This is a genomic window from Williamsia sp. Y721 (assembly GCF_059683565.1).
Genome location: NZ_JCASNH010000001.1, coordinates 113,805 through 136,394, shown reverse-complemented (window position 1 = coordinate 136,394; position 22,590 = coordinate 113,805). Strand labels below are relative to the sequence as shown.

Annotated in this window: 24 protein-coding genes and 1 riboswitch; of the genes, 8 read left to right on the top strand and 16 right to left on the bottom strand. The window is 64.9% G+C overall.

All coding sequences use genetic code 11. The features are described from left to right. Window positions 1-96 precede the first annotated feature (96 nt). Window positions 97-1,122, top strand: a complete 1,026-nt coding sequence (alc, locus tag AC56PL_RS00600; protein WP_495514506.1) for an allantoicase — start codon at window positions 97-99, stop codon at window positions 1,120-1,122. Between the two features lie 47 nt (window positions 1,123-1,169). On the opposite strand, the gene AC56PL_RS00595 is transcribed toward alc, so the two are convergent. From AC56PL_RS00595 to AC56PL_RS00570, 6 genes are all read right to left on the bottom strand, one after another. Beyond that, on the bottom strand, window positions 1,170-1,673 hold the full coding sequence (locus AC56PL_RS00595) for a hypothetical protein (protein WP_495514505.1): 504 nt from the start codon (window positions 1,671-1,673) through the stop codon (window positions 1,170-1,172). Then, on the bottom strand, window positions 1,670-2,473 hold the full coding sequence (locus AC56PL_RS00590; RefSeq protein ID WP_497152736.1) for an aminotransferase class V-fold PLP-dependent enzyme: 804 nt from the start codon (window positions 2,471-2,473) through the stop codon (window positions 1,670-1,672). The genes AC56PL_RS00595 and AC56PL_RS00590 overlap by 4 nt, the downstream gene beginning before the upstream one ends. Window positions 2,474-2,503: 30 nt before the next feature. Then, window positions 2,504-2,619: riboswitch (SAM riboswitch) on the bottom strand. Window positions 2,620-2,686: 67 nt separating this feature from the next. Beyond that, window positions 2,687-3,286 (bottom strand): VTT domain-containing protein, encoded by a 600-nt coding sequence (locus AC56PL_RS00585; RefSeq protein ID WP_495514503.1) that lies wholly within the window; start codon window positions 3,284-3,286, stop codon window positions 2,687-2,689. Window positions 3,287-3,370: 84 nt separating this feature from the next. Continuing rightward, window positions 3,371-4,579 carry an O-succinylhomoserine sulfhydrylase gene (locus AC56PL_RS00580; protein WP_495514502.1) on the bottom strand — a complete coding sequence of 403 codons (1,209 nt, stop codon included), beginning with the start codon at window positions 4,577-4,579 and terminating at the stop codon, window positions 3,371-3,373. A gap of 37 nt (window positions 4,580-4,616) precedes the next feature. Further along, window positions 4,617-5,030: a rhodanese-like domain-containing protein gene (locus tag AC56PL_RS00575; protein WP_497152735.1), complete on the bottom strand. Its 414-nt coding sequence runs from the start codon at window positions 5,028-5,030 to the stop codon at window positions 4,617-4,619. After that, a complete protein-coding gene (locus AC56PL_RS00570) occupies window positions 5,027-5,530 on the bottom strand; it encodes an Rv0361 family membrane protein (protein ID WP_497152734.1) in 504 nt (167 codons plus the stop codon). The genes AC56PL_RS00575 and AC56PL_RS00570 overlap by 4 nt, the downstream gene beginning before the upstream one ends. A 214-nt stretch (window positions 5,531-5,744) precedes the next feature. On the opposite strand from AC56PL_RS00570, the gene AC56PL_RS00565 reads away from it, so the two are divergent. Further along, window positions 5,745-7,133 (top strand): FAD-dependent oxidoreductase, encoded by a 1,389-nt coding sequence (locus AC56PL_RS00565; protein WP_497152733.1) that lies wholly within the window; start codon window positions 5,745-5,747, stop codon window positions 7,131-7,133. Window positions 7,134-7,216: 83 nt separating this feature from the next. Here the strand turns inward: AC56PL_RS00565 and AC56PL_RS00560 are convergent, their stop codons facing one another. Together AC56PL_RS00560 and AC56PL_RS00555 are read right to left on the bottom strand one after the other, a co-directional pair. Continuing rightward, window positions 7,217-7,957, bottom strand: coding sequence for a MerR family transcriptional regulator (locus AC56PL_RS00560; protein ID WP_497152732.1), 741 nt, complete (start codon window positions 7,955-7,957; stop codon window positions 7,217-7,219). A 138-nt stretch (window positions 7,958-8,095) separates the two neighbouring features. Next, entirely contained in the window at window positions 8,096-8,557 is a 462-nt protein-coding gene (locus tag AC56PL_RS00555; RefSeq protein WP_497152731.1) for a hypothetical protein, read from the bottom strand. 240 nt (window positions 8,558-8,797) lie between these two features. Here AC56PL_RS00555 and AC56PL_RS00550 point away from each other — a divergent pair, with 240 nt between their 5' ends. From AC56PL_RS00550 to AC56PL_RS00540, 3 genes are read left to right on the top strand one after another with little or no spacing between them, the layout of a single operon-like run. Then, on the top strand, window positions 8,798-9,805 hold the full coding sequence (locus AC56PL_RS00550; RefSeq protein WP_497152730.1) for a FecCD family ABC transporter permease: 1,008 nt from the start codon (window positions 8,798-8,800) through the stop codon (window positions 9,803-9,805). Then, a complete protein-coding gene (locus AC56PL_RS00545; protein WP_497152729.1) occupies window positions 9,802-10,929 on the top strand; it encodes a FecCD family ABC transporter permease in 1,128 nt (375 codons plus the stop codon). Before AC56PL_RS00550 ends, AC56PL_RS00545 begins: the two co-directional genes overlap by 4 nt. After that, entirely contained in the window at window positions 10,926-11,738 is an 813-nt protein-coding gene (locus AC56PL_RS00540; RefSeq protein ID WP_497152728.1) for an ABC transporter ATP-binding protein, read from the top strand. The genes AC56PL_RS00545 and AC56PL_RS00540 overlap by 4 nt, the downstream gene beginning before the upstream one ends. Window positions 11,739-11,766: 28 nt before the next feature. Here the strand turns inward: AC56PL_RS00540 and AC56PL_RS00535 are convergent, their stop codons facing one another. The 7 genes from AC56PL_RS00535 to AC56PL_RS00505 form a co-directional block, all read right to left on the bottom strand. Beyond that, entirely contained in the window at window positions 11,767-12,246 is a 480-nt protein-coding gene (locus AC56PL_RS00535; RefSeq protein WP_497152727.1) for a DUF456 domain-containing protein, read from the bottom strand. 13 nt (window positions 12,247-12,259) lie between these two features. Next, the gene (gene purT, locus AC56PL_RS00530; RefSeq protein WP_497153541.1) at window positions 12,260-13,696 is read right to left on the bottom strand and encodes a formate-dependent phosphoribosylglycinamide formyltransferase; all 1,437 of its coding nucleotides are present in this window, start codon (window positions 13,694-13,696) and stop codon (window positions 12,260-12,262) included. A 174-nt stretch (window positions 13,697-13,870) separates the two neighbouring features. Then, on the bottom strand, window positions 13,871-14,227 hold the full coding sequence (locus AC56PL_RS00525; protein WP_495514492.1) for a UBP-type zinc finger domain-containing protein: 357 nt from the start codon (window positions 14,225-14,227) through the stop codon (window positions 13,871-13,873). Further along, window positions 14,224-15,831, bottom strand: coding sequence for an adenylate/guanylate cyclase domain-containing protein (locus AC56PL_RS00520; protein ID WP_497152726.1), 1,608 nt, complete (start codon window positions 15,829-15,831; stop codon window positions 14,224-14,226). The genes AC56PL_RS00525 and AC56PL_RS00520 overlap by 4 nt, the downstream gene beginning before the upstream one ends. Window positions 15,832-15,896: 65 nt before the next feature. Continuing rightward, complete coding sequence (locus tag AC56PL_RS00515; RefSeq protein ID WP_497152725.1) at window positions 15,897-16,529, bottom strand: TetR/AcrR family transcriptional regulator; 633 nt, start codon at window positions 16,527-16,529, stop codon at window positions 15,897-15,899. Between the two features lie 18 nt (window positions 16,530-16,547). Continuing rightward, window positions 16,548-18,368, bottom strand: coding sequence for a hydroxysqualene dehydroxylase (locus AC56PL_RS00510; protein WP_497152724.1), 1,821 nt, complete (start codon window positions 18,366-18,368; stop codon window positions 16,548-16,550). 175 nt (window positions 18,369-18,543) lie between these two features. Beyond that, window positions 18,544-19,830 (bottom strand): adenylosuccinate synthase, encoded by a 1,287-nt coding sequence (locus tag AC56PL_RS00505; protein WP_495514488.1) that lies wholly within the window; start codon window positions 19,828-19,830, stop codon window positions 18,544-18,546. A 186-nt stretch (window positions 19,831-20,016) separates the two neighbouring features. On the opposite strand from AC56PL_RS00505, the gene AC56PL_RS00500 reads away from it, so the two are divergent. Genes AC56PL_RS00500 through AC56PL_RS00490 form a run of 3 tightly spaced genes read left to right on the top strand, consistent with a single transcriptional unit; the run spans window position 20,017 to window position 22,197 of the window. Next, the gene (locus AC56PL_RS00500; RefSeq protein WP_497152723.1) at window positions 20,017-20,730 is read left to right on the top strand and encodes a hypothetical protein; all 714 of its coding nucleotides are present in this window, start codon (window positions 20,017-20,019) and stop codon (window positions 20,728-20,730) included. Next, on the top strand, window positions 20,727-21,515 hold the full coding sequence (locus tag AC56PL_RS00495) for a site-2 protease family protein (RefSeq protein WP_495514486.1): 789 nt from the start codon (window positions 20,727-20,729) through the stop codon (window positions 21,513-21,515). The genes AC56PL_RS00500 and AC56PL_RS00495 overlap by 4 nt, the downstream gene beginning before the upstream one ends. 28 nt (window positions 21,516-21,543) lie before the next feature. Next, the gene (locus AC56PL_RS00490) at window positions 21,544-22,197 is read left to right on the top strand and encodes a response regulator (protein ID WP_497152722.1); all 654 of its coding nucleotides are present in this window, start codon (window positions 21,544-21,546) and stop codon (window positions 22,195-22,197) included. Between the two features lie 18 nt (window positions 22,198-22,215). On the opposite strand, the gene AC56PL_RS00485 is transcribed toward AC56PL_RS00490, so the two are convergent. Further along, window positions 22,216-22,590 carry a response regulator gene (locus tag AC56PL_RS00485; RefSeq protein WP_495514484.1) on the bottom strand — a complete coding sequence of 125 codons (375 nt, stop codon included), beginning with the start codon at window positions 22,588-22,590 and terminating at the stop codon, window positions 22,216-22,218.

Sequence of the window (22,590 nt, the reverse complement as noted above, 5' to 3'; positions counted from 1 at the left end):
TGTTGCGTGAGAGTATGGCCCTCGCCGCGGAGCTTACGCAAGAACCCACCGCCGACGAGTCGCACCCGATCCACCGTGCCACTAGCCTGGGGAGTCGTGACTCCATCCCCGCCGAACTCGCGCCCCCATTTCACCTCGATGCCAGACTTGGCTCTACGCGCTCTCGGCGGCGCGGTCCTCTGGACCAATGACGACCTCTTCGCCGAGGCCGAGAACCTCATCAAGACGCCCGCCGCCGAATATCAACCGGCGACGTTCGGGCACAAGGGTCAGGTCTATGACGGCTGGGAGACCCGGCGACGACGTGAAGCAGGCGTTGACCAGGCCATCGTGCGCCTGGGCGTACCCGGCATCATCTACGGCGTCGTGGTCGACACGTCCTGGTTCGTCGGCAACTACCCGCCGTACATTTCGGTGGAAGCTGCTGCGGTCGAAGGTATTCCGACCACCCAGGAGCTGCTGGAAAACACGAAGTGGCAGACGATCGTCGATCGCGTGGAGGTCAACGGCGATACCCAGAATCCGTTCCGGGTGGACTCCAAGGACCGCTTCACCCACGTGCGGCTCACCATCCATCCCGACGGTGGCGTGGCGCGATTCCGCGTGCACGGTCGCGGCGTCCCGGATCCGAAGTTCTTGTCCTACGGACACTTTGACCTGGCCGCACTCGAGAACGGCGGCATGATCACCGCCTGTTCCAACATGTTCTATGGCTCCCCGAACAATCTCCTGATGCCCGGCCGGGCCCGCACGATGGGCGAAGGCTGGGAGACCTCGCGTCGACGGGACGACGGAAACGACTGGGTCCAGGTCAAATTGGCCGGTGAATCGACGATCGGACTCGCCGAACTCGACACCAGCTACTTCCTGGGAAATGCGCCGGGGTCGGCGACGATTCGTGGCCGAGACGGCGAAAACGGTGAGTGGTTCGACGTTTTGGGCCGATCGCCCCTGCAACCCGACACCCGTCACCGGTTCCTCATCGACGTCGATCGACCGATGACCGAGGCCCGCCTCGACATCTTCCCCGACGGCGGCATGGCAAGACTGCGGTTGTACGGCTCGCTGACCGAGGATGCTCGCGCACGGATCGTCGACCGCTGGGAAAACGGCGAGAGCTGATCGACCGTTCCCCTCACCACGCCTGACGGCAGGCGTGGTGGGCGGGATCAGGCTGCCGCAGCCCGCTCGAGCAGTCCGGGCAGCACCTGATCGGCGATGAGTTGCGCCGAGCCGGGCCGATCTCCTGTTCGTCCCTGGTCGAGGGGCCGCAGGATGACCGCATCGGCGACCTCGGCGGCGTAGACGTCGACAATCAGCGTCACGAGTCCATTGGCGGTGCCGACATAACGCACGGTGTCGCCGAATCGCGACTCCCCGAGCCGGAGGAGCTCGGCCCGAGCGGTGGCCGCATCTTCGGCGATCACCACGTCGATCTCCAACGCCACCAGCAGATCCGCGGGATCCTCGCCGAGGTCCTGCCATCCGGCGCGCAACGCAGCCCGCTCCTTGATGCCGCCCCGCAGGTCCGGCTGGCGGATCCGACGGACCGCCGAACTCCGCGCATCGGCCGGACGGCGCCCGCTCCAGGCGATCGGATGGTCGTCACCGTCGATGGCAACCAGCAGTTCGGGACGCGTCCGTGGGGTGGCGGCGCGACTGGTTTCGGTCATGACTTCTCCTGCTCGAAAACATTCTCGGTGATTGAGTTCAGTTGCCGGGCAAGCTCATCGATGCTGGTGCCGGCACCCCAGCGGATGACTACGGGGTCGGGGTGGCCCGCAGCGGTCAGCGAGGCGATTCCCACCCGGTCCCGGGCATCGGGCCACAACTGGAGCCGGCGGATACCGGGAATCCGAGCCACCTCGGCGTCGAGCCACTGCGACAATGCCTGCTCATGGAGACCGACCCACTCGTATCCGAGGTCGGCGAACGCGCTGGCCGGGGAATGACTGGGACTGATGGCGTCGGCACAGTCGGCGAGCCAGTCGCCGCGACCGACAACCACAGCCGGGCCCGCTACGGACCGGCCGGACAACACCAGGTAGTCGATTCCATGGCTGGTGAGGTTGACGGCCCGCCGGGTGACGAGCTCGCTACCGTCGATGAGCAGTCGCGCGCCGCGTCGATGCGCGATCGCGGCGAGTGCGGGCAGCGGCAGAACTTCGCCGGTGGCCTCGGCGATCGCGGGGACGATCAGGAGTGCGGCAGGCCGACGTTCGAGTTCACTATCCACCGCGGCAAGTGTGGTCCTCAGATCGACCTGCGCAGGCATCACACGGTGAGCACCATCGGTGGCGGTGGCCGCGAGGTCGGCGGCCAGATCGAGTGTCAGGACGTCGCCGGGTGCGACACCGGCGACCAGTGCGACGGCCTCGGCGAGATCGGACGCGAACAGAACTCGATCGGTCGGGCGTGCCTTCACTAACCGGGCGATTTCTTCGCTGACATCACTGGTGGAGGAGCTTGTCACCCGCATCCCTTCGGATCAGGACTCCGCCGGAGTCCGCGCTTGCCACCGTCCGAACAGACACCGGCCAGGTTGTCACCCGGAGCACCCCGCCGCGAATGGAGGGTTGCCGGCCAGCAAGCCGGGGCTTGACGCTGACACTCATCACCGATAACCACATTGCAGCGCATTTGATTTCCGTGTCAAATGTCGAACCTCTTTAACCCGGCGTGAATGTTATTCCGCGCTGGCAGAGGACTTTTGTGACCTACTCCGGTGTCGCCACCAACGAAAGCCGAAGTAGGTGAGCATGAGCGCGCCGGCACCAACTGCCAGATAGAACATCAGCGTCGCCCCGACCGTCTCGCCCACCGCATATCCGACGATGCACACCGCGGTCACCCAGACGACCCCGCCGAACACGTTCGCGAGCAGGTATTGGCGCGTGGGCATCTTGCTCATCCCGGCCACAAACGGGGTGACCGTGCGGACATATCCAATCCAGCGCGCGCCGATCACGGTGGCGACCCCGCCGTGGCGGATGAGTTCCTCGGCCTTTTGCCAGCGTTCTTGCCCCACCCACCCACCGAAGCGGGTTTCGGTGATGCGGCCGCCCGATCTGCGGCCGATGGAATAGCCCGTCCAGTCACCGAGTACCGCCGCAACGCACGCACCGACTATCAGCCACACGATGTTGGTCTCGCCGACGGCGGCAGCCACGCCACCGGCGAGCAGGATCGTCTCACCAGGCATGATCAGGCCCAGGAGCGCGGCCGCCTCGCAGTAGATGACGATGAAGACCACGAGGTATACCGCCCACGGCGGCGTCGACTGCACGATCGAGATGACCCAGTCCGCCAGGGAGTGAAAGATGCCACCCTCCTTCTCCGATGACGACCTCGGTGGAGTCGTGCGACTCCCCTACAGGGCCCTGTCCAGATCCTTCAACAAATCATCCACACCTTCTAATCCGACCGACAGCCTGACCAGCGAATCGGACAACCCGATCGCGGCCCGGCCCTCGGGTCCCATCGCGCGGTGGGTGGTGGTGGCCGGGTGCGTGATCAACGACTTCGAGTCCCCGAGATTGTTCGAGATGTCGACGATCTGCAGACCGTCGAGCAACTCGAACGCCCGCGCCTTTCCGGATGCCGCGCCCGTGTCGGCGAGTTCGAACGTCACCACGGTGCCACCACCCGACATCTGCTTTTTCGCCAGATCATGCTGCGGATGTGATTGCAGGAACGGATATCTCACCCGCGCCACCCGCGGATCGGCTTCCAGGAATTCGGCGATTCGCAGTGCCGCGGCAGTCGAATGGTCGACCCGCAACCGCATCGTCTCGAGTCCCTTGAGCAACGTCCAGGCGTTGAAGGGGCTCAGCGCCGGACCGGTGTGCCGCATCAGGGTCTGCACCGGACCGTCGATGTACTCCTTGCTCCCGAGCACGGCCCCACCCATCACCCGGCCCTGTCCGTCGATGTGTTTGGTGCCCGAATACACGATCACGTCGGCACCGAGCTCGAGGCCACTCTGCAGGAGTGGGGTCGCAAAGACGTTGTCCAGCACAACCTGTGCACCGGCGGCGTGGGCGAGTTCGCAGACACGCTCCACGTCGACCAGGGTCTGCATCGGGTTCGACGGGGTCTCGAAGAACACCGCGTCGGTCGGCTTCGACAGTGCCTGTTCCCACTGTTCGATGTCTTCGCCGTCGACAAAGACGGTTTCGATGCCCCAGCGGGGAAGGATCTCGTTGCACACGACAAAGCACGAACCGAACAGGCTGCGCGCCGCCACCAGCCGGTCCCCCGCCTTGAGCAGCGCACCGAGCGCCACAAAGACCGCCGCCATGCCACTGGCCGTGGCGAAACACGCCTCGGCACCCTCGAGCTGACGGAGCCGCTCCTGGAACATGGCCACGGTCGGGTTGCCGTAGCGGGAGTAGACGAATCGCTGGTCTTCACCGGTGAAAGCCCGCTCGGCCGCAGCTGCGGACGAATAGACGTACCCCGAGGTCAGGTACATGGCCTCGGAGGTCTCGTCGAAACCGGACCGCATGAGGCCTCCGCGCACAGCGAGGGTCTCGGGCGAAAGTCCCTCGGGCAGCTTGGCGTTCAACTCGTCCTCCATCGTGCGCAATATGTTGTCTTGAATCTTCTCGCCGGGGTCACGATTGTCGCCACGGGAGGCCGGTTGCCTTCCATCCGGCCGCACCGCGATGTCCGTCCGGATCGGTCGCACCCTCGAAACCGTCGAGGATGTTGTACGCCTGGGCCACCCCATCGGCGGTCGCGGCCTCGGCTGCACCGATCGAACGCTGCCCGGACCGGCAGAGGAACACCACCTGCTGGTCGTCCTGGACACCGGCTTCACGCAGCTGCCCCACGAAATCGGCGTTGCGGGCACCATCAGGAAAGCTGACCCATTCGATGAGGATCGCCTTCTTGGAGATACCGGACAGATCCGGTACGCCCACGTAGCTCCACTCGGCCTGAGTCCGACAGTCCACGAGCACAGACGTCGGATCCTCGTCGAGGATCTTCCATGCCTCCTGGGGGGTCAGATCGCCTGCGTAGCTCATGCGCACACCTTCCAGTTGCCGTCCTCTTTGACCAGAACAATAGGGGTGATGGTGGTTTCGCTCTTCTGTTCCCGGAACCAGTGCACGTTGGCCGTGGCCCGATCGCCGTTGACGACGGTCTCCGAGATGTTGCCGACCTCGATCTTGCCTTCGGCATCACGCGCGGCGCGGTACTCGGTGGTGAACTCGTCCTGGGTCGGGAAGTCCGCGGACTCGAGCTCGGCGGTACAGAAAACGGCACGGTAGCTCGTGTAATTGATCGCGTTCTGGGCCGTGTAGTAGTCGTTGACGGTGTGGGTGACTTTCGCCTGGTCCGTCAGCCGATCCTCCGCCGGGCGAAGTACCTGCATGAGGACGATCGCACCGAGGACCACGACCATGATCGCGGCAGCCACAAGGAACGGCCAGATTGTCCGTCGCTCGTCGTCAAAAACTTCTGGTTCTGTCTCTTTGCCCCCACCCGACCGCTTACGGTCGGCTGCGGAGTCGCTTCCTGCCATGGCCGCGAGCTTATCGCTCGTATTTGCCCGACCTGCCACCACCGTGAGACGGTTAACAAGATTTTGGTCAGCCAACCCTTACTTGACTGACCGTCAAACCCACGTTTTTGGTTCCGGCCAGGTCCAGCGCCTACCGTGGGGAGGAAGTAGCCACCCCAGGTCCGCGTCGGTGACGCCCGCCTGAACTCTCCGCACGAGAAAGCAACTGCGACTCATGAGCGATCAGAACCGCCCGCTTCGCGTGGCCATCATCGGTGCCGGCCCCGCCGGTATCTATGCCGCCGACGCATTGATGAAGTCGGACAAAGCCAAAGACCGTGGTGTCTCGATTGATTTGTTCGAGCGGATGCCTGCCCCGTTCGGGCTGATCCGGTATGGCGTGGCCCCCGATCATCCCCGGATCAAGGGCATCATCACCGCCCTGCACAAAGTGTTGGACAAGCCACAGATCCGGTTGATCGGCAACGTCAACTTCGGCAGCGACATCGCCCTGGAAGACCTGCAGCAGATGTACGACGCGGTGATCTTCTCCACCGGCGCCACCGACGACCGCGCCATGCAGATCCCCGGCATCGACCTCGACGGTTCCTACGGCGCCGCCCAGTTCGTCGCCTGGTACGACGGACACCCAGACTTCCCCCGCACCTGGCCGCTGGAAGCGGAGAAGGTCGCCGTCATCGGTGTGGGCAACGTCGCACTGGACGTGGCGCGCGTGCTCGCCAAGACCGGCGACGAACTGCTGCCGACCGAGATCCCGGCCAATGTCTACGAAGGCCTCAAGGCCAACAAGGCCGTCGAGGTCCACGTTTTCGGACGCCGCGGACCGGCCCAGGCCAAGTTCACCCCGCTCGAGCTCAAAGAACTCGACCATTCGCCGACGATCGATGTGATCGTCAACCCCGAAGACATCGACTACGACGAAGGCTCCACCGTCGCCCGGCGATCGAGCAAGATCACCGATCAGGTCGCCACCATCATCGAGCAGTACGCGATCCGCGACCCCAAGGGCCGTCCGCACAAACTGTTCCTGCACTTTTTCGAATCCCCAACCGAGATCCTCGGTGAGGACGGCAAAGTTGTCGGACTGCGGACCGAACGCACCGAACTCGACGGCACCGGCAACGTCCGCGGCACCGGCAAGTTCACCGACTGGGACCTGGGTGCGGTCTACCGCGCGGTGGGCTATCTGTCGGACAACCTGCCCCAGCTGCCGTTCGACGACCAGGCCGGCGTCATCCCCAACGAAGCCGGCCGGATCTTCGACCAGGGTGTTCACATGACCGGCATGTACACCACCGGCTGGATCAAACGTGGCCCCGTCGGCCTGATCGGCCACACCAAGGGTGACGCCAACGAGACCGTCGACTGCCTGCTCGACGACATGGGCGAAGGCAAACTCCTCGACCCGGCCGAGCCCGGCGAAGACGCCATCATCAAATACCTCGACAACAAAAACGTCGCCTTCACCACCTGGGACGGCTGGTACCGCCTCGATGAACACGAACGCGCCCTCGGTGCCGCCGAAGGCCGCGACCGCGTCAAGGTCGTCGAACGCGACGAAATGTTCGCCGCCTCAGAACCCCACAAGGTGAATCGGGACTGAGGCCCCACAACCAATAATCCGCGCCACGTACTTGCGTTCGCACCGGTTGCAACCGGTGCGAACGCAGGTAGGTGGCGCGGATTTTATTCGGCCAACACCAGAGCGTCCCTGACGAATTCGGCGTACCGGCGATGGTCAGCGCCCGCGGGCGCGTAGTGGGCACCGAATCGCGCATCATCGACATACATCTGGCCGAGTCCGCGGAGGTATTCGCCGGATACGGGCGCACCGCTCTTCCGTAACCAGGCGATATGCCGGCGGGCGTTGATCTGAGCGGGTTCATCGGACGGGTCGGCTCCGGCCTCGACGAGTGCGATCCAACGGGCGGCAACGGCGTCGTGTTCGGCAGCGAAGTCTTGGCGCTCGTTGTCACCCAGCGAGCGGTACCAACGGTCCGATCGCCGGTAAGCGTCCGTGCCCCAACGCTTTTCGACCTCCTCGCGGTGCACTGTGTGATCGAATCCGGCAAAGGCGTCTGTCGGCATGATGTCGAGTCCCTTCTCGAGTTGGCTGATGGTGTGGCCGACCGAGGAGATCTGCTGATCGATCTGATCGCGCCGCATACGCAACGCGGCCTGATGCTCGATCAGCGCTTCGAGCACCGACTGATCACCACCGAGCACCTCGCGGATCCGGGTGAGCGGAAGTCCGAGCTCGCGCAGCAGCAGAATCCGCTGCAGTCGGACGATCGCAGCGGAGTCGTAGAACCGCAGTCCGCCGGGCCCGATTCGTGACGGGCTCAACAAACCGATCTGTTCGTAGTGCCGCAGCGTCCGTGATGTGACACCGGAACTGCGGGCGATGACACCGATCGGGTGGTCCATGTCGACCTCCTTGGTCGAAGACCACACTGCCGGTTGACGCGACGTCAAGCGCAAGCCCTCAACCAAAAATCCGCGCCACTTACTTGCGTTCGCGCCGGTTGCAACCGGTGCGAACGCAGGTAGGTGGCGCGGATTTTTCTAGGCGGCTGGGACGACTGGGGCGACGTCGTCGTCTGGGGTGTTGTCGCGACGCTGGATGTTCGCCCAGAATCCGATGTTGTTCTGCAGCGGATCGATGTTGCTCGAGATGGTGTAACCGGAGATCGAGCTCGGGAAGCAGCCGAACCACTTGGTCTCGATACGCAGGGTCTCGTTCTTCTTGAGCTTCGGGGTGAACTTCTGTGCCCCGTTGAACTCCTGCAGGGTCACGTTGGGGAAGTCGGCACCGTATGCCTTGACCTCCATCCAGCGCACCATGTACCAGGAGTTGACCCACGGGTCGCCCGGCTTGCCGAACGAGCAGTACACGCCGCCGGTCAGATCGAGGTCGACCGGACCAACGGGGGCAGCCTGCGCGGGTGCCGTGGCGACTGCACTGCCTGCGGCGATTCCGACTGCTGCGGCCGCAGCGACGGCGGCGCGAATGAACTTCTGCTTCATCTTCACTCCTTTAGTGGCACCACAACGTGGCTTTGGGGGATGAATCGGACCCGGACGCCTGAGCGTTAGCCAAGAATTGACTGAGAAGTAAGTTATGCGCTCATCGTTATCGTTTCGTTACCGTTGGTTGACGAGAGCTTGACTCGACTCCGTCGGCGAGAGCAGGTTAGGTTACCCTCGCCAGAACTGTTCATACGCGGCACAACCGCGGTTACCCCCGGACAAGACAGGGCACCTCCCGTGAGCAAGAAGACGCGCCGCACGTCCGGTCTGGTGCTGCTGCTGACTCTGCTGATCGTGGTCTGCGTGCTGTCCATCGCGATCGGTTCGCGGGTGATCCCGATCGGCGAGGTCTGGGATGCCCTGTGGGCCGACAACGTGCCGGGCGCAGCCGACGCGGTCGGGATCGTTCAGGACCTCCGACTCCCCCGCACCATCCTCGGGTTGATCGTCGGCCTGTCGATCGGCGCCGCCGGTGCCCTCACCCAGGGACACACTCGCAACCCGCTGTCGGACCCGGGAATCCTCGGCGTCAACGCCGGTGCGGCGTGTGCGGTGGTGACCGGTGTCTACATCCTCGGGATCACCACCCCGATCCAATACATGGGCTTCGGCCTGATCGGTGCGCTGATCGCCGCCAGCCTGGTCTTCTTCCTCGCTTCGGTGGGCAAGGGCGCGAGCCCGCTGACGCTCATCCTCGCAGGCACCGGTTTGACCGCGATGCTGACCGCGATCACCTCGGCGATCGTGCTCGTCGACTCCAAGTCGCTGGAGGCGTGGCGGTTCTGGCAGGTCGGGTCGATCGCCGGACGCGGTACCGACGTCATCTATGCCACCTTGCCCTTCGTCATCCCCGGCCTGATCCTGGCGCTCGCGAGCGGATTCTTCCTGAACATCCTGTCGCTGGGCGACGACATGACGAAGGCGCTGGGCTCCCGGATCCTGCAGGTTCGGATCGTCGGCATCGCGTCCATAACCCTGCTGGTCGGTGCAGCCACGGCAGCCTGCGGACCGATCGTGTTCCTCGGCCTGGTGGCACCCCACGTGGCCCGGTTCTTCACCGGGCCCGACTACCGCTGGATCGTGCCCTACTCCGCCCTCATCGGTGCGGTCTCCCTCATCGCCTGCGACGTCATCGGACGAATGATCGCCCGTCCGGGTGAGGTGCAGGCCAGTATCGTGCTCGCCGCGGTCGGCGCCCCGTTCTTCATCGCCCTGGTCCGCGCAAAGAAGTTGGTGGCCGTATGAGCGCACCCACCAAGGACGCGTCGGGGGTCCCGCCGGAAAAGTCCTCGCCCGCGGAAGCCACCCCGCTGCCGACCAATCATCTGCGCCGAACCGTCGTGCGCGTTGCCGGCGGAACATTCGTGGTGCGGCCCTTGGCAACCGGGGTCGGCGTACTCCTGGCCGTGTTGGCCCTACTCCTGTTCGCGATCAGCATCGGAACCAGCGACTTCCCGATGAGCACCGTCGACGTCGGCCGAATCCTGCTCGGTGGCGGCACACGCGCCGAGAACGTTGTCGTCTTCGACACCCAGTTGCCGATCGGACTGGTGAGTCTTCTGGTCGGGTTCGGGTTGGGCATGTCCGGCGCGCTGACCCAGGTGATCGCGCGCAATCCCCTGGCCACCCCGGACATGCTGGGCATCACCTCCGGTGCCAGCGCCGCGGCCGTCGCCGTCATCGCCTTCGGATCGACCTGGGCGTCGTGGCTCGCCGACCTCGGATTGGCAACGGCCGCACTGTTCGGCGGCCTGGCCACCGCTGCGCTGATGTACGTCCTGACCTGGCGCAAAGGGATCGATCCGATCCGGCTGGTCCTGGTGGGCGTCGCGATCACCTGGGGCCTGCAGGCGCTGATCGCGTACCTGCTCACCCGCGCCGACATCGATCAGGTGCAACGAGCCCAACTGTGGATTGTCGGTTCGGTGTCCGGGGCCGGATGGTCCGCCGTGTGGCCCCCACTGATCGTGCTCGTCCCGGCCATCGCGATCGTCTGCATGCAGAACCGGAACCTGAACCTGATCAGCCTCGGCGACGACGTGTGCCGCGGCCTCGGTGTCCGGGCCAATCTCGTCTCGGCAATAGTTCTGATCGTCGCAGTGATCGTTGCCGCGGTGTGTGTCTCGTCCGCAGGGCCGATCGCGTTTGTCGCCCTCCTGGCGCCCCAGATCGCGATGCGACTGACCCGCGCCGAGATACCCGGCCCGATCACATCGGGACTCACCGGAGCCGCGCTGGTGATCGGCAGCGACCTGCTCTGCCGCACCGTGATGCCCGCAGGCATCCCGGTCGGCGTGGTCACCGCCGGTATCGGCGGCCCCGCGCTGATCTACCTCATGATCCAGATCAATCGAAAGGCCTCGGTATGAGCGCCGCCTTCTCACAGCCGAATTCAGCGCGGATCGCGACCACCGGCCTTCAGGTCGGCTACGGCGATCGCACGGTCATCGACGGCCTCGACATCAACATCCCCGACGGCAAGGTCACCACCATCGTCGGCCCCAACGGCTGCGGGAAGTCGACGCTGCTGCGGTCACTGGTGCGGTTGCTCAAACCCACCGCCGGAACCGTCCTGCTCGACGGCGCCGACATCTCGTCGATGCGCACCAAGGATGTCGCACGCATCATCGGCCTGCTACCCCAGAACCCCGTCGCCCCAGAGGGTTTGACCGTCTCCGACCTGGTCTCACGTGGCCGCCATCCCCACCAGTCCTGGTACCGCCAGTGGTCGCCCGCCGATGAGATCGCGGTGTCGCAGGCGCTGGAACAGACCAACTGCACCGACCTCGCCGACCGGACCATCGACGAATTGTCCGGTGGTCAACGGCAGCGCGTGTGGATAGCACTTACCCTGGCCCAGCAGACTGACATCGTGATGCTCGACGAGCCGACCACCTACCTCGACCTGTCACATTCGATCGACGTCCTCGACCTTGTCGACGACCTGTGCCACAAGCACGGCAAGACCGTCATCATGGTGCTCCACGACCTGAATCTCGCTGTCCGCTACAGTGATTGGCTGATCGTGATGCGCGACGGCGAGGTCATCACCGAAGGCACCCCAGCCGAGGTGATCACCACAGATCTTCTGGAAGCGGCTTTTGGACTGCGGTCCCAGGTCCTGACAGACCCGGTGTCGGGCGGCCCGATGATCGTACCGATCGGCCGCAAGACGTAGCCGGTCGTCGAAAGCCGATGCCGAAGGGCTAGAACGCGAACGCGGCGCCCAGCCACAGCGATGCCGCGAGCAGGGCTCCGGTGAGTTCGATGATCATCGCCACCCCGGCCGCTTTCGTCGCTGCCACCGCGCCGTTCCATCCGCCGCGAATGTCCTTGCAGCGCCACCATTCGGCCAGGAATGCACCGAGAACAAAGCCGATGATCAGGCCGATCACCGGGACGACAAAGAACCCGACGATCCCGAGTAGGCCACCGGTGATCACGGTCCGACCCGGCACCCCCGAGTTCGCCATCGACTTGTTGGCGATCAGGTACTTGACGACCGCGGCGCCGCCCAGAAAGCCGGCGGCAATCGCGAAAATCAGCCAGGCCCAGCCGCCGACCACAAACGCCCACACGGCGATTGCGGCGAGGATCAGGGTCAGTCCGGGCAGTACCGGCACCACCACACCGCAGAGCCCGATGAAGATGATGACAGCAACGAGCAGCTCACCAGCGAATGGCACTCGAGGATCTCCGTTACCGGTTGTTGTCGACGGTGGATGACGGCTTGCTCAGGCCCACCTGCGGCGGCTGCCCCGACGACGGAGGAGTCTGCGGCGGAAGTGATTGCGGCGTCGGGGACTGCTTCGCGGGGGCCTGTGGCGGGGATTGCGGTGGCGGCGGAGGTGTTTGAGGCCGGGCCGCTGCCGGTGGGCGGCGGGTGATCCGGGTCTGGCCCGCGTCGCCCGGAGCCATGGGCTCCGGTGGCGCCTGCACCGGCGGTTGCGGGCGCGCCATGGATGCGGTGCTGACGGGCCGCACCAGTCGCGCTGCCGCGGTGGCCCGCTGGCGGGCGGTCGCAACGTCGTCGGCAGTCGCGATCACCACACCCATCCGGCGTCGGGCGAAACTCTCCGGCTTGCCGAACAGCCGGATATCGGTTTCCGGAACAGCAAGTGCGGCAGCAACATTCTCGAATGCGATCGCCGGTTCGTCCAGTCCGCCATAGATCACCGCGGACGCCCCCGGCGAGGCCAGCGTGACGTCGACAGGCAGTCCCAGAATGGCTCTGGCGTGCATCTCGAACTCCGAGAGACGCTGTGTCCCAAGGGTTACCAGACCGGTGTCATGCGGACGCGGACTGACCTCGGAGAAGTAGACGTCATCGTCCTTGACGAACATCTCGACCCCGAAGATGCCACGGCCACCGAGGTGACCGTCGCCGAGCGCCGCCGCGATCCGGGCGGCCACCGAGGTGGCGCCACCGAGCGCGGTCTCGCTCATCGGTTGTGGCTGCCAGGATTCGACGTAGTCGCCATTGTGCTGCCGGTGCCCGATCGGGGCACAGAAGTAGGTGCCCAACTTGCCCGTTGCCGGATCGACCGCGCGGACGGTGAGCAGTGTGATCTCGTAGTCGAAGTCCACAAAACCTTCGACGATGACACGGCCGCCCTTCACTCGGCCACCGGCGACCGCATGGTCCCAGGCCTTGTCGATCTCGTCGGGGCCGCGAACCACGCTCTGGCCCTTGCCCGACGACGACATCACCGGCTTCACTACGCACGGGAATCCGACGCGGGCGGTCGCGGCCCGGATCTCATCGGCAGAGTTGGCGAAGGCATACGGCGATGTGGGAAGACCCAGGCGTTCGTCTGCGAGACGGCGGATTCCTTCGCGATTCATCGTCAGCGCGGTTGCCCGGGCTGTCGGGATGACCTCGGTGAATCCTTCTTCGTGGATCTCGACCAGGACCTCCGTCGCGATCGCCTCGATCTCTGGCACCACGAAGTCGGGGCGTTCGGCCTCGATCACCGCGCGCAGGGCAACGGGATCGGTCATGTTGACGACGTGCGAACGATGCGCAACCTGGTGGCCGGGCGCATCGGGGTAGCGATCGACAGCAACAACTTCGACACCAAGGCGCTGGAACGCGATCACAACTTCTTTGCCCAGTTCGCCTGCGCCCAGCAGCATCACCTTGGTGGCACCGGGCGACAACGGCGTACCGATCCGCTGCGGCACCGAATTGATCACGACGCCGGATTCCGAGTTGCTGATAGTCACGTGTCCAAGGCTAACCCCTGCGGGCTCACCAACTGCACAGGTAGACCCGGTCGAAGGCGATCAAATCCGGCCCCAGAAGCCGAATCAGCCCATACGCGCATGTAGATAGCACCAGCGCCAACTCTCGCCGGGCTCCACCGAACGGATCACAGGATGCCCGCTCATCTCGAAATGCCTGGTCGCATGCCGCTGTGGGCTCGAGTCGCTGCAGGCGACATGTCCGCAGGTCAGGCATCTGCGCAGCGACGCCGGATGGTTCACACCGTCGGCAGCACAGTCCGCACAGACCGCCGTGTCCCCGTCGAGCGCACGCTCGGAAACCGGATCCTGCGCCGGATCAGTGGGTGCCGCCGCAAGTTCCGGGCACAGATCCTCGACCGGTTCCATCACGTCGGCGGGTTTGATGAGCCGGTGCATCGCCGATCTGCGGATCGGTTTCATCCCCGGCTCCGCTGATCGTGTCCGGCCTCTCCGGTCGCATGTGTGGCATAGACATCGGTGCCGCCCGCAGCGACATAGACGTCGGTTTCTTCCGAACGTCCGCGCAGCAGAGTTGATTCGAATCGCGACCAGTACGCGGCCTCGCGCTCGGTCGCCGATGCGATCGCCCGCCCGGAGGCCACCGGCCGGGTCGGGTCCCGTTTGGCGAACTCGCTGAGCCGGGCCGCCTCGTTCACGGCATCACCGATCACCGTGTACTCGAATCGCTCTATGGCCCCGACATTTCCGGCGACCACCGATCCGTACGCCACGCCGATCCCGGCGGCGAGTTCGGGGATCTCGCCGGACAGGCGCTCGGAGATCTCGCGGGCCGTGGACAACGCAGCGGTCGCCGGGTCGGCCAATTCCAGTGGCGCACCGAACGCCGCGAGCACCGCATCACCCTGAAATTTGTTGACCAGGCCCGAATGCGATTCGACCGCCGAGACGACCACCGCGAAGAACTTGTTCAAAAGCGCGACGACCTCATCCGGGGGCCGCGATGCCGCGAGCATGGTGGACCCGATGACATCGACGAAAACGACGGCTACATAGCGCTCGGCGCCACCGAGTTCAGGATTCTGGGCCAGCGCGGCTTCGGCGACCTCCCGGCCGACGTGCCTGCCGAACAGATCACGCATCCGCTCGCGTTCCCCGAGCCCTTCGACCATCAGGTTGAAACCACGTTGCAGGTCGCCCAATTCGGTTCCGTCGTAGACGACCACCCGGACGTCGTTGTCGCCCGCGCTGACCTTGGTCATCGCCTGCTGGACCGATCCGACCGGCGCCTTGATCGCGCTGATGCTGAGGTAGTTGAGCAGGAAACCGGTGAACAGGCCGACGGCACCGAGCACCATCACCGCCACGAAGACATCGGTTTTGCTGGTGGTGTCCCGAAAGACGGAGAAGAACGCGACCAGCATCGTCCCGACGATGGGGATGCCCGAGCCGAGAACCCAACTCAGCATGACCCGGGTCCGTAGTCGGCTCCGTCGCTTGATGCCGGGGTAGCCGGCTTCGAGCGCCTGCGCCGCCACCGGCCGTAGCGCGAACTCGACCAACAGGTACGAGATGGCCGAGACCACCGCGCCGGACAGTCCGACCACAAGGGCGATCTTCGGGATGAGTTCGGGGTCCAGGGTGCCGTAGCAGAGGGTGAACAGGACTCCGGCGATGAACCACAGGAGAAGTTGCATCCGGGTGAGCACCCATGGGGCCCGCAACGCCCATCGCGCCTGTTGCGGTGTGGGCCGCTCGTCGCGGAGCGCCCATCGCAGGTGCCGCAGGACCCTGGCCGTGCCGAACGCCCAGCCGAAACAGAACGCCACGGCCACATAAACCGGGGCCACGATGAAGTTGACCCACCAGAACTCCGGTTCGAGCACACTCGGTTCAGGGATCCCGATCACCACCAGGAGGATCGCGATCCCGGCACCGATCGCGTTGGCGGTCAGTACCGATACCGTGATCAGCAACTGGATCCGGATGCGCTGGCGGCGGGGTGTCTCGGTCGCAGAGCCCAGCAACACCGAACCGAAGTCCGATTCCTGTCCGGGAAACCTCACGCCTGACCCCCTACCGATTCATCAACCTCCGCAATCTACCGGCAACGGCGGGGTGCAGGCGTAACTCAGTGGTCAAGCAGATAGTCGGCGGTCAGTTGTTTCCACAGCGGCAGGTGCGGATCGTCCAGCGGACTGCGGCGGTCGAGAAGATATGTGGTCGCAGCGCCACGCATGCTCGACAGCAGGATCGGATAGAGCTGCCCATACCTTGGGGCCGCGGTCAGCGACGGCCCCAGAAATGAGGCCACCGCCGCCCGGACCGTGGGTCCGAGTTCCTTTTCTGCAGGCAACAGCGCGCTGCGGAGCCTCTCATTGGTCCGCGCCGCGGTCCACAGTTCCATCGATGCCACGAAGTAGGGCTGATGGAACGTCGACCATCCGATGTCGACGCCCAGCGAGATCCGTTCCGTCGGGTCGTCGGGCCAATCGATCGCCTTGGGCAACTCTTCGATCCGGACGCGGGCGAGATGATGAACTGCGGCCATCAGGAGGTCGTCGCGGGATGGGAAGTGGTGCAGGAGCTTGCCGCGCGAAACCCCCGCAGCCTCCTGGATCGCCAGCGTGCTGGCCCCCGAGTAGCCCTTGGCGATCAGCACATCGATTGCGGCATCGAGGATCTCATTGCGACTTCTGGTGCCCTTTGCACTCCGGTGGACGAGTTCGTTTGTGCCGGAGCTGCGTTCGTCCCGGCCCGTCATGGCAAGATACTAACGCCCTCAGACGTCCATAATGTGCGGCAGTCCGGCGCGGTAGCGGTCGCGGTCGACCTGCTTGAACGGGTCGAGAAGCGGCAGCTCCCACAACGGAAGCACCGGCACCTGTGCGGCACTGCTTCCCGCGGCGGCCAGGATCGCGTTGGCGACCCGGCGGCCCGATTCATTGGCGCCCTCCATGGTCGCGAGGTCGATGTTGGTTCTGACGTGATCGCCTGCGATGAAGAGGTTTCCGATCGCGGTGTCGGCGGTCGGTCGATTCCGGTAGGAGTCGGCGGTGTTGACCATCAGCGGTGTCGCGTTGGAGATGGTGGGCGACCAGGTGATCCCGGGGTCGAGATGCCAACTGAGCACCTCGCTCTCCCGCAGTATCGGGGTCGAACCACGATTCATCGCCCGGCTCAGCTGAGCCCAGACCTCCCTGGCGATCTCGTCTCTGGTGCATGCCTTGGCGGTCTTTCCATAGAGGATGCCGGGGGTGTCCCAGTCGGAGACGTCGACCGACAGGCAGTCGTGGACGGTGCCGTCGCCGTACTTTCGACCGAAATCCACCTCCCAGGGTGCGGCCTGGAACAGCCCGGTCAGCGCCCAGGGGGTGCCAAGGGCGGCAATATGGCTGGGCGGAAGGTCGGATCGTCGCGAGAGGAAGTACTGGATCCCGACCATCCAGTCGTCCTGCAGGGCAGTGATTCCTTCCAACTCGGGGGCGGCTGACAGGATCGGTTGTTGCAGCAGTGGTTTGAGCCGGTCCAACGGCATGGCAGCGACATACCAGTCCGCGGTGACCACGCCTGCCCCGCCATCGCCACCCACCCGGGCTCCGACGATGCGACCATCAGTGACGTCGAAACCTGTTGTGCCCTGGCCCATCACAAACCGGACGCCACGGGCCTTCAGATACTCGACCCAGGGGTCGATCCAGGCATGATTGGTCGGTGCGTTGAGAATCCGGTCGACGCCCCCGCCGACGAGGTCGGCGTCGTATTGCCCGATCAACCCGGTTGCCGAGGTGGCCAACGCCAAGCCGATCTGCCCGATCGTGCGCGCCGAGCCCATCTCTGCCTTGGCCGCGACCGTCGCCCGGGTCAGGGCGTGGGCCAGGTACTTACGATACGAACTCGACTTGCCTTCTGCCTTGACGAAATCCAGCCACGACTGTTTTTCCCACTGCCCGATGCGGCGCTCCTCGCAACTCGTCGCGATGACGAGTTCGCGGCCGACGAAATAGGCCAGTTCAGCAGGCGGGATGTCCCCGGTGAGCGCCAGCCCCAGGGTCAGCGCATTGCGGACATTCTCCAGATCGGTGACCGCCCCGGCATGTTGAATCATTCCGTCAAGCGACTGCGGTGCGACCACCGGCGCGTAGCCGGGGTCGTCGAAGGTGATGACCGCACCTTCGACATTGATCAGGTGGGCATCACGCACGTTCGAACCGCCGGCGACCGGGATACGCGACATCGTGTCGGGCACATGCTGATAGCAGCCGGGAAAGAAGCGGAAGCCGTGTTCGCCGGGCAATGCCTGCCGACCACCGGACACCAGTCCCGGCACGTCCATACTGCGGGCCTTGCCGCCGAGAAAGGCCGGCTCATAGATCGCGACGGAGAAGCCTCGTTCGATCAGCTCGTGGGCGACGGTCAGGCCCGACATGCCACCGCCGAAGACCGCGACCTCTCGCCGCGGGCCGCCGACCGGTGGCACCCCTCGGGCCTCCGGACCGACCGGCGACGGAACCACCACCGCCACCGAACCGGCGGCGGCGGCGACACCGACCCCCTTCAGCAGCGACCTCCGCGACATCTCCCTTTTGATCGTTGATTCCATCTCAACCCCCGTTGATTACAGTCAACACTGACTGCTCGATAGTGATTTGTATCACAGTAGACTTCAGGGGTGGGATGTTTTCGCAAGATCGTCCCAGCATCGGGATCGTCGCCGAACAAAACAGAAGCCGCCGATCAGCGAAATGCTGACCGGCGGCCTGTGTTCGAAACTCGGATCAGATGATCTCGCGACGAACGATGGTCTGGTCGCGGCCCGGACCGACGCCGATGCAGGAGAAGTAGGCACCGGAGAGTTCTTCGAGGCGCAGGACGTAATCCTGTGCGTTCTTCGGCAGCTCCTCGAAGGTGCGGCAATTGGAGATGTCCTCCCACCAGCCGGGCATTTCCTCATAGATCGGCTTGGCGTGATGAAAACCGGTCTGGGTCATCGGCATCTCGTCCACCCGCTGTCCGTCGACCTCGTAGGCGACACAGATCGGAATGGTGTCGAGACTGGAGAGGACGTCGAGCTTGGTCAGGAAGTAGTCGGTGATTCCGTTGACACGCGTGGCGTACCGGGCGATCACCGCGTCGAACCAGCCACAACGACGGGCGCGTCCGGTGGTGACACCGACCTCGCCGCCGGTCTTGGCCAGGTAGGCGCCCCACTCATCGAACAGTTCCGTGGGGAACGGTCCCGATCCCACGCGGGTGGTGTACGCCTTGAGGATTCCGAGCACCGTGGTGATGCGGGTCGGCCCGATACCGGAACCGACCGATGCGCCACCGGCTGTCGGATTCGACGAGGTGACGAACGGATAGGTGCCGTGGTCGACGTCGAGCAGGGTGCCCTGCGAGCCTTCCAGCAGCACGGTCTCACCGGCTTCCAGCGCCTGGTTCAGCAGCAGTCGCGTGTCGGCGATGCGGTGCTTGAAACCTTCGGCCTGGCCGAGAACCTCTTCGACCACCTTCGCAGGCTCGAGGGCACGACGGTTGTAGATCTTGGTGAGGATCTGATTCTTGATCTCGAGTGCGGCCTCGACCTTCTGGGTCAGGATGCTCTCGTCCAGCACATCGGCGACTCGTACACCGACGCGGGCGATCTTGTCCTGGTAGCAGGGACCGATACCACGTCCGGTGGTGCCGATCTTCTTGTTACCCAGGAACCGCTCGGTGACCTTGTCGATGGCCACGTGGTACGGCATCAGCAGGTGGGCATCGGCAGAGATCAGCAGACCCGAGGTGTCGACATCGCGATCTTCGAGTCCCCCGAGTTCGGTCAGCAGCACACCGGGGTCGACAACAACACCGTTACCGATGACGTTCTTGACGCCGGGGGTCAGGATCCCCGACGGGATCAGATGCAGGGCGAAGGTTTCGCCGTTGGGTAGGACAACGGTGTGCCCGGCGTTGTTTCCGCCCTGGTACCGCACCACCCACTGCAGACGACCACCCAAGAGATCAGTGGCTTTACCTTTACCTTCATCGCCCCATTGGGCGCCGATCAGCACGATCGCAGGCATGTACGCGCTCCTTCCGGCCGGTACACGCCAGATGCGACACCGAACCGTGGGTCAACCCTACTTGGTCACGAACGGATATCCGTGACCGGACCTTCCGCACGCCGTGATGGCTCGCAATTCGGCACAGACTTCCGATCAGTAGGATCGCCCATAGGTGAATGCGTGGGACAGGTGGGTCCACCGGATATGAGCGAGGACCGAGTGCGACCAACAGATGTACGGGTGATTGCCGCGGAGTCTGTGCGGGTCATTGCCGAGGAGTCGGCCGCAGCCGACCTGATCCCGGAAGGTTTTGAAGCGGTTCGCACCACGCGCGAGCGGGCGCCGATCATCTCCGCCCTGACCTCGACGTTGACGGACCCGGCGGTGAAGCGCCTGGTCCTGGTGGCCGGGCCCGAACTGCCAGACGCGTTCTGCGCTGCGGTGATCGGCCGCCTGATGCTCCTCGAGCGACTCGACGTCGAGGTCGCCCTCGTCCTCCCGTTCTCGACGCCCGCCTCCGGCGTCTACGGCCTACCCAACGGAAGGCGAGCTGCCGCACTGGCCGTCGAGGGGACGGCCTCAGAGGTACCGCTGGTCCGCGACGACATGGCGATCGTCCTGCTCGGCACGGCCCGTCAACGAGGTGTCGACGATGAGTTCGACGGCGAGAGTTACGTCGACAGCACACTGCTGGTCCGGGGCAAGGCCAAGGCGGTGGTGGTCGAACCGATCGCCGAGATGCCCGGGGTGCGCGCACGTCTGGACAAACGCTTCCGTTCACGCTGGCATGTCGGTCGGGCCGCACAGACCGGCGCGCCCGCGCTGATCGTCGAACGCGACGGCATCACCGCGCCGCGCCCGACCAAACGCTCGACGTTCTACCGGCACCAGCAGAACTGGCATCTGGTGCGGCCGTGACGCCCGGGACCATCGGGGTGCTCGCCCGCGCCGTCCGGCCGGGACCGGTGTTCCTGGCGGTCGTCGCGGCCACGGTCCTCGGCGGGGTGATCCTGTGGAATGCCGGTGGCGAACGAACTCCGACCGCCATCTTCGGCGCCTTGCTGATGGTGATCGGCGGCTGGGTCATCTCGCTGTGCCTGCACGAATTCGCCCACGCGGTAACCGGATTCAAATTCGGTGACCGTGGCGCCGAGCTGCGCGGCTACCTGACACTCAATCCGCTCAAGTACGCACATCCGGGGCTCTCCCTCGGTCTGCCGCTGCTGTTCATCATCCTGGGCGGCATCGGATTTCCCGGTGGTGCGGTGTACATCAACCAGGCCGGTTTCACGAAAGCCCAACGCAGCCTGGTCTCGGCCGCGGGACCGTTGACCAATATCGCACTGAGTGTGATTTTGCTGGTGGTGATCGGCAGCCAAGACCTGTTCTCGCTGGTGCCCGAACTGAATTTCTGGTCGGCACTGTCGATGCTCACGATCCTGCAGATCACCGCGGCCCTGCTGAATCTGCTCCCAATCCCCGGCCTCGACGGTTACGGGATCATCGAGCCCTACCTCTCGGATCAGACGCGGCGTTCGGTGGAACCGATTGCGCCGTATGGCTTTCTGCTGATCTTCGTGCTGCTGTTCATACCCGCGCTCAACCGGATCTTTTTCGACATCGTCTACGGGATCTTCGAACTCGGTGGCGCAGACCGGGCTCTGGCCTCGTGGGGCTGGCAGCTCTTCGTCTTCTGGCGGTAGCACCCGTGCCGGGTGATAATCTCCGCCGATGACTTTGCGCGTGATGATCGCCGATGACGACGTTCTGTTGCGTGAAGGTCTCGCCAGTCTCCTGTCCGGCGCCGGCTTGGAGATCGTCGGCCAGGCCGGGACCGGTGAGGACCTCCTCACGTTGGTACGGGCTGATCCTCCGCAATTGGCAATCGTCGACATCCGGATGCCGCCGACGCACAACGCCGAAGGCCTCGAGGCGGCGCAACGGCTCCGTACCGACTTCCCCGACGTGGCGATCCTTCTGCTGTCCGCCCACATTGACGTCGACCATGCCCTCGACCTTCTCGACCGTGGGCGCGGCATCGGATATCTGCTCAAGAGCCGGGTCACCGACGTCGACGACTTCGTTGCGACGGTCAGGCGCATCGCGAACGGTGCGTCGGTGATCGATCCGGCGCTTGTCCACGAACTCGTCGCCGCCCGTCGCCGCGACGACCCACTCGAGGTCCTGAGCACGCGCGAGCGCGAAGTACTCACGTTGATGGCAGAGGGGCTCTCGAACGCCGGGATCGGGCGTCGGCTGTGGATCACCGAAGGCACCGTCGAAAAGCACGTTCGCAGCATCCTCACCAAACTCGATCTGGCGGATACACCGGATGACCACCGTCGCGTGCGCGCGGTGATCATGTACCTCGACGCCGCAACCTGATCCGCGGTTGCGGGCCCATCAGCTCGCGACCGCGAGTGCCTGCCGGATTCGGTCCGCGGACAGCGCGAACTTCGGAATGAAGCCGACCGCCGGGCTCGCCTCGACCATGTCTGCGAACTCGTCTTCGTCGTGAGTGGAAATCAGGATCGTCGCGGGCGGACGCGCAGAAGCGGCCAGCGCCTCTACGACATCGAAGCCGCTTTCGCCGCCGAGGTCGATGTCGACCAGAACGACGTCGGGCACGGACGTCTGCGCCATCTCCACCGCATCGATTGAGGTGGTCGCAGTCCCGACGACCGTGATACCGGCGGCTTCGAGGGTGCCGCGGGCGGCAGCGCAGAAGGCAGCGCTGTCATCCACGATGATGCAGCGCATACGGTCAGGATCGTCCAC

Excerpts from the sequence above, each read along its gene's own strand:
- AC56PL_RS00565 (WP_497152733.1), top strand. The coding sequence starts at position 5,745 with ATGAGCGATCAGAACCGCCCGCTTCGCGTGGCCATCATCGGTGCCGGC.
- AC56PL_RS00540 (WP_497152728.1), top strand. The coding sequence starts at position 10,926 with ATGAGCGCCGCCTTCTCACAGCCGAATTCAGCGCGGATCGCGACCACC.
- AC56PL_RS00510 (WP_497152724.1), bottom strand. The coding sequence starts at position 18,368 with ATGGAATCAACGATCAAAAGGGAGATGTCGCGGAGGTCGCTGCTGAAG.
- AC56PL_RS00595 (WP_495514505.1), bottom strand. The coding sequence starts at position 1,673 with ATGACCGAAACCAGTCGCGCCGCCACCCCACGGACGCGTCCCGAACTG.
- AC56PL_RS00515 (WP_497152725.1), bottom strand. The coding sequence starts at position 16,529 with ATGACGGGCCGGGACGAACGCAGCTCCGGCACAAACGAACTCGTCCAC.
- AC56PL_RS00545 (WP_497152729.1), top strand. The coding sequence starts at position 9,802 with ATGAGCGCACCCACCAAGGACGCGTCGGGGGTCCCGCCGGAAAAGTCC.
- AC56PL_RS00555 (WP_497152731.1), bottom strand. The coding sequence starts at position 8,557 with ATGAAGCAGAAGTTCATTCGCGCCGCCGTCGCTGCGGCCGCAGCAGTC.
- AC56PL_RS00490 (WP_497152722.1), top strand. The coding sequence starts at position 21,544 with ATGACTTTGCGCGTGATGATCGCCGATGACGACGTTCTGTTGCGTGAA.
- AC56PL_RS00500 (WP_497152723.1), top strand. The coding sequence starts at position 20,017 with ATGAGCGAGGACCGAGTGCGACCAACAGATGTACGGGTGATTGCCGCG.
- purT (WP_497153541.1), bottom strand. The coding sequence starts at position 13,696 with ATGCTGCTGGGCGCAGGCGAACTGGGCAAAGAAGTTGTGATCGCGTTC.
- AC56PL_RS00525 (WP_495514492.1), bottom strand. The coding sequence starts at position 14,227 with ATGAAACCGATCCGCAGATCGGCGATGCACCGGCTCATCAAACCCGCC.
- AC56PL_RS00505 (WP_495514488.1), bottom strand. The coding sequence starts at position 19,830 with ATGCCTGCGATCGTGCTGATCGGCGCCCAATGGGGCGATGAAGGTAAA.
- AC56PL_RS00580 (WP_495514502.1), bottom strand. The coding sequence starts at position 4,579 with ATGGAGGACGAGTTGAACGCCAAGCTGCCCGAGGGACTTTCGCCCGAG.
- AC56PL_RS00560 (WP_497152732.1), bottom strand. The coding sequence starts at position 7,957 with ATGGACCACCCGATCGGTGTCATCGCCCGCAGTTCCGGTGTCACATCA.
- AC56PL_RS00570 (WP_497152734.1), bottom strand. The coding sequence starts at position 5,530 with ATGGCAGGAAGCGACTCCGCAGCCGACCGTAAGCGGTCGGGTGGGGGC.
- AC56PL_RS00575 (WP_497152735.1), bottom strand. The coding sequence starts at position 5,030 with ATGAGCTACGCAGGCGATCTGACCCCCCAGGAGGCATGGAAGATCCTC.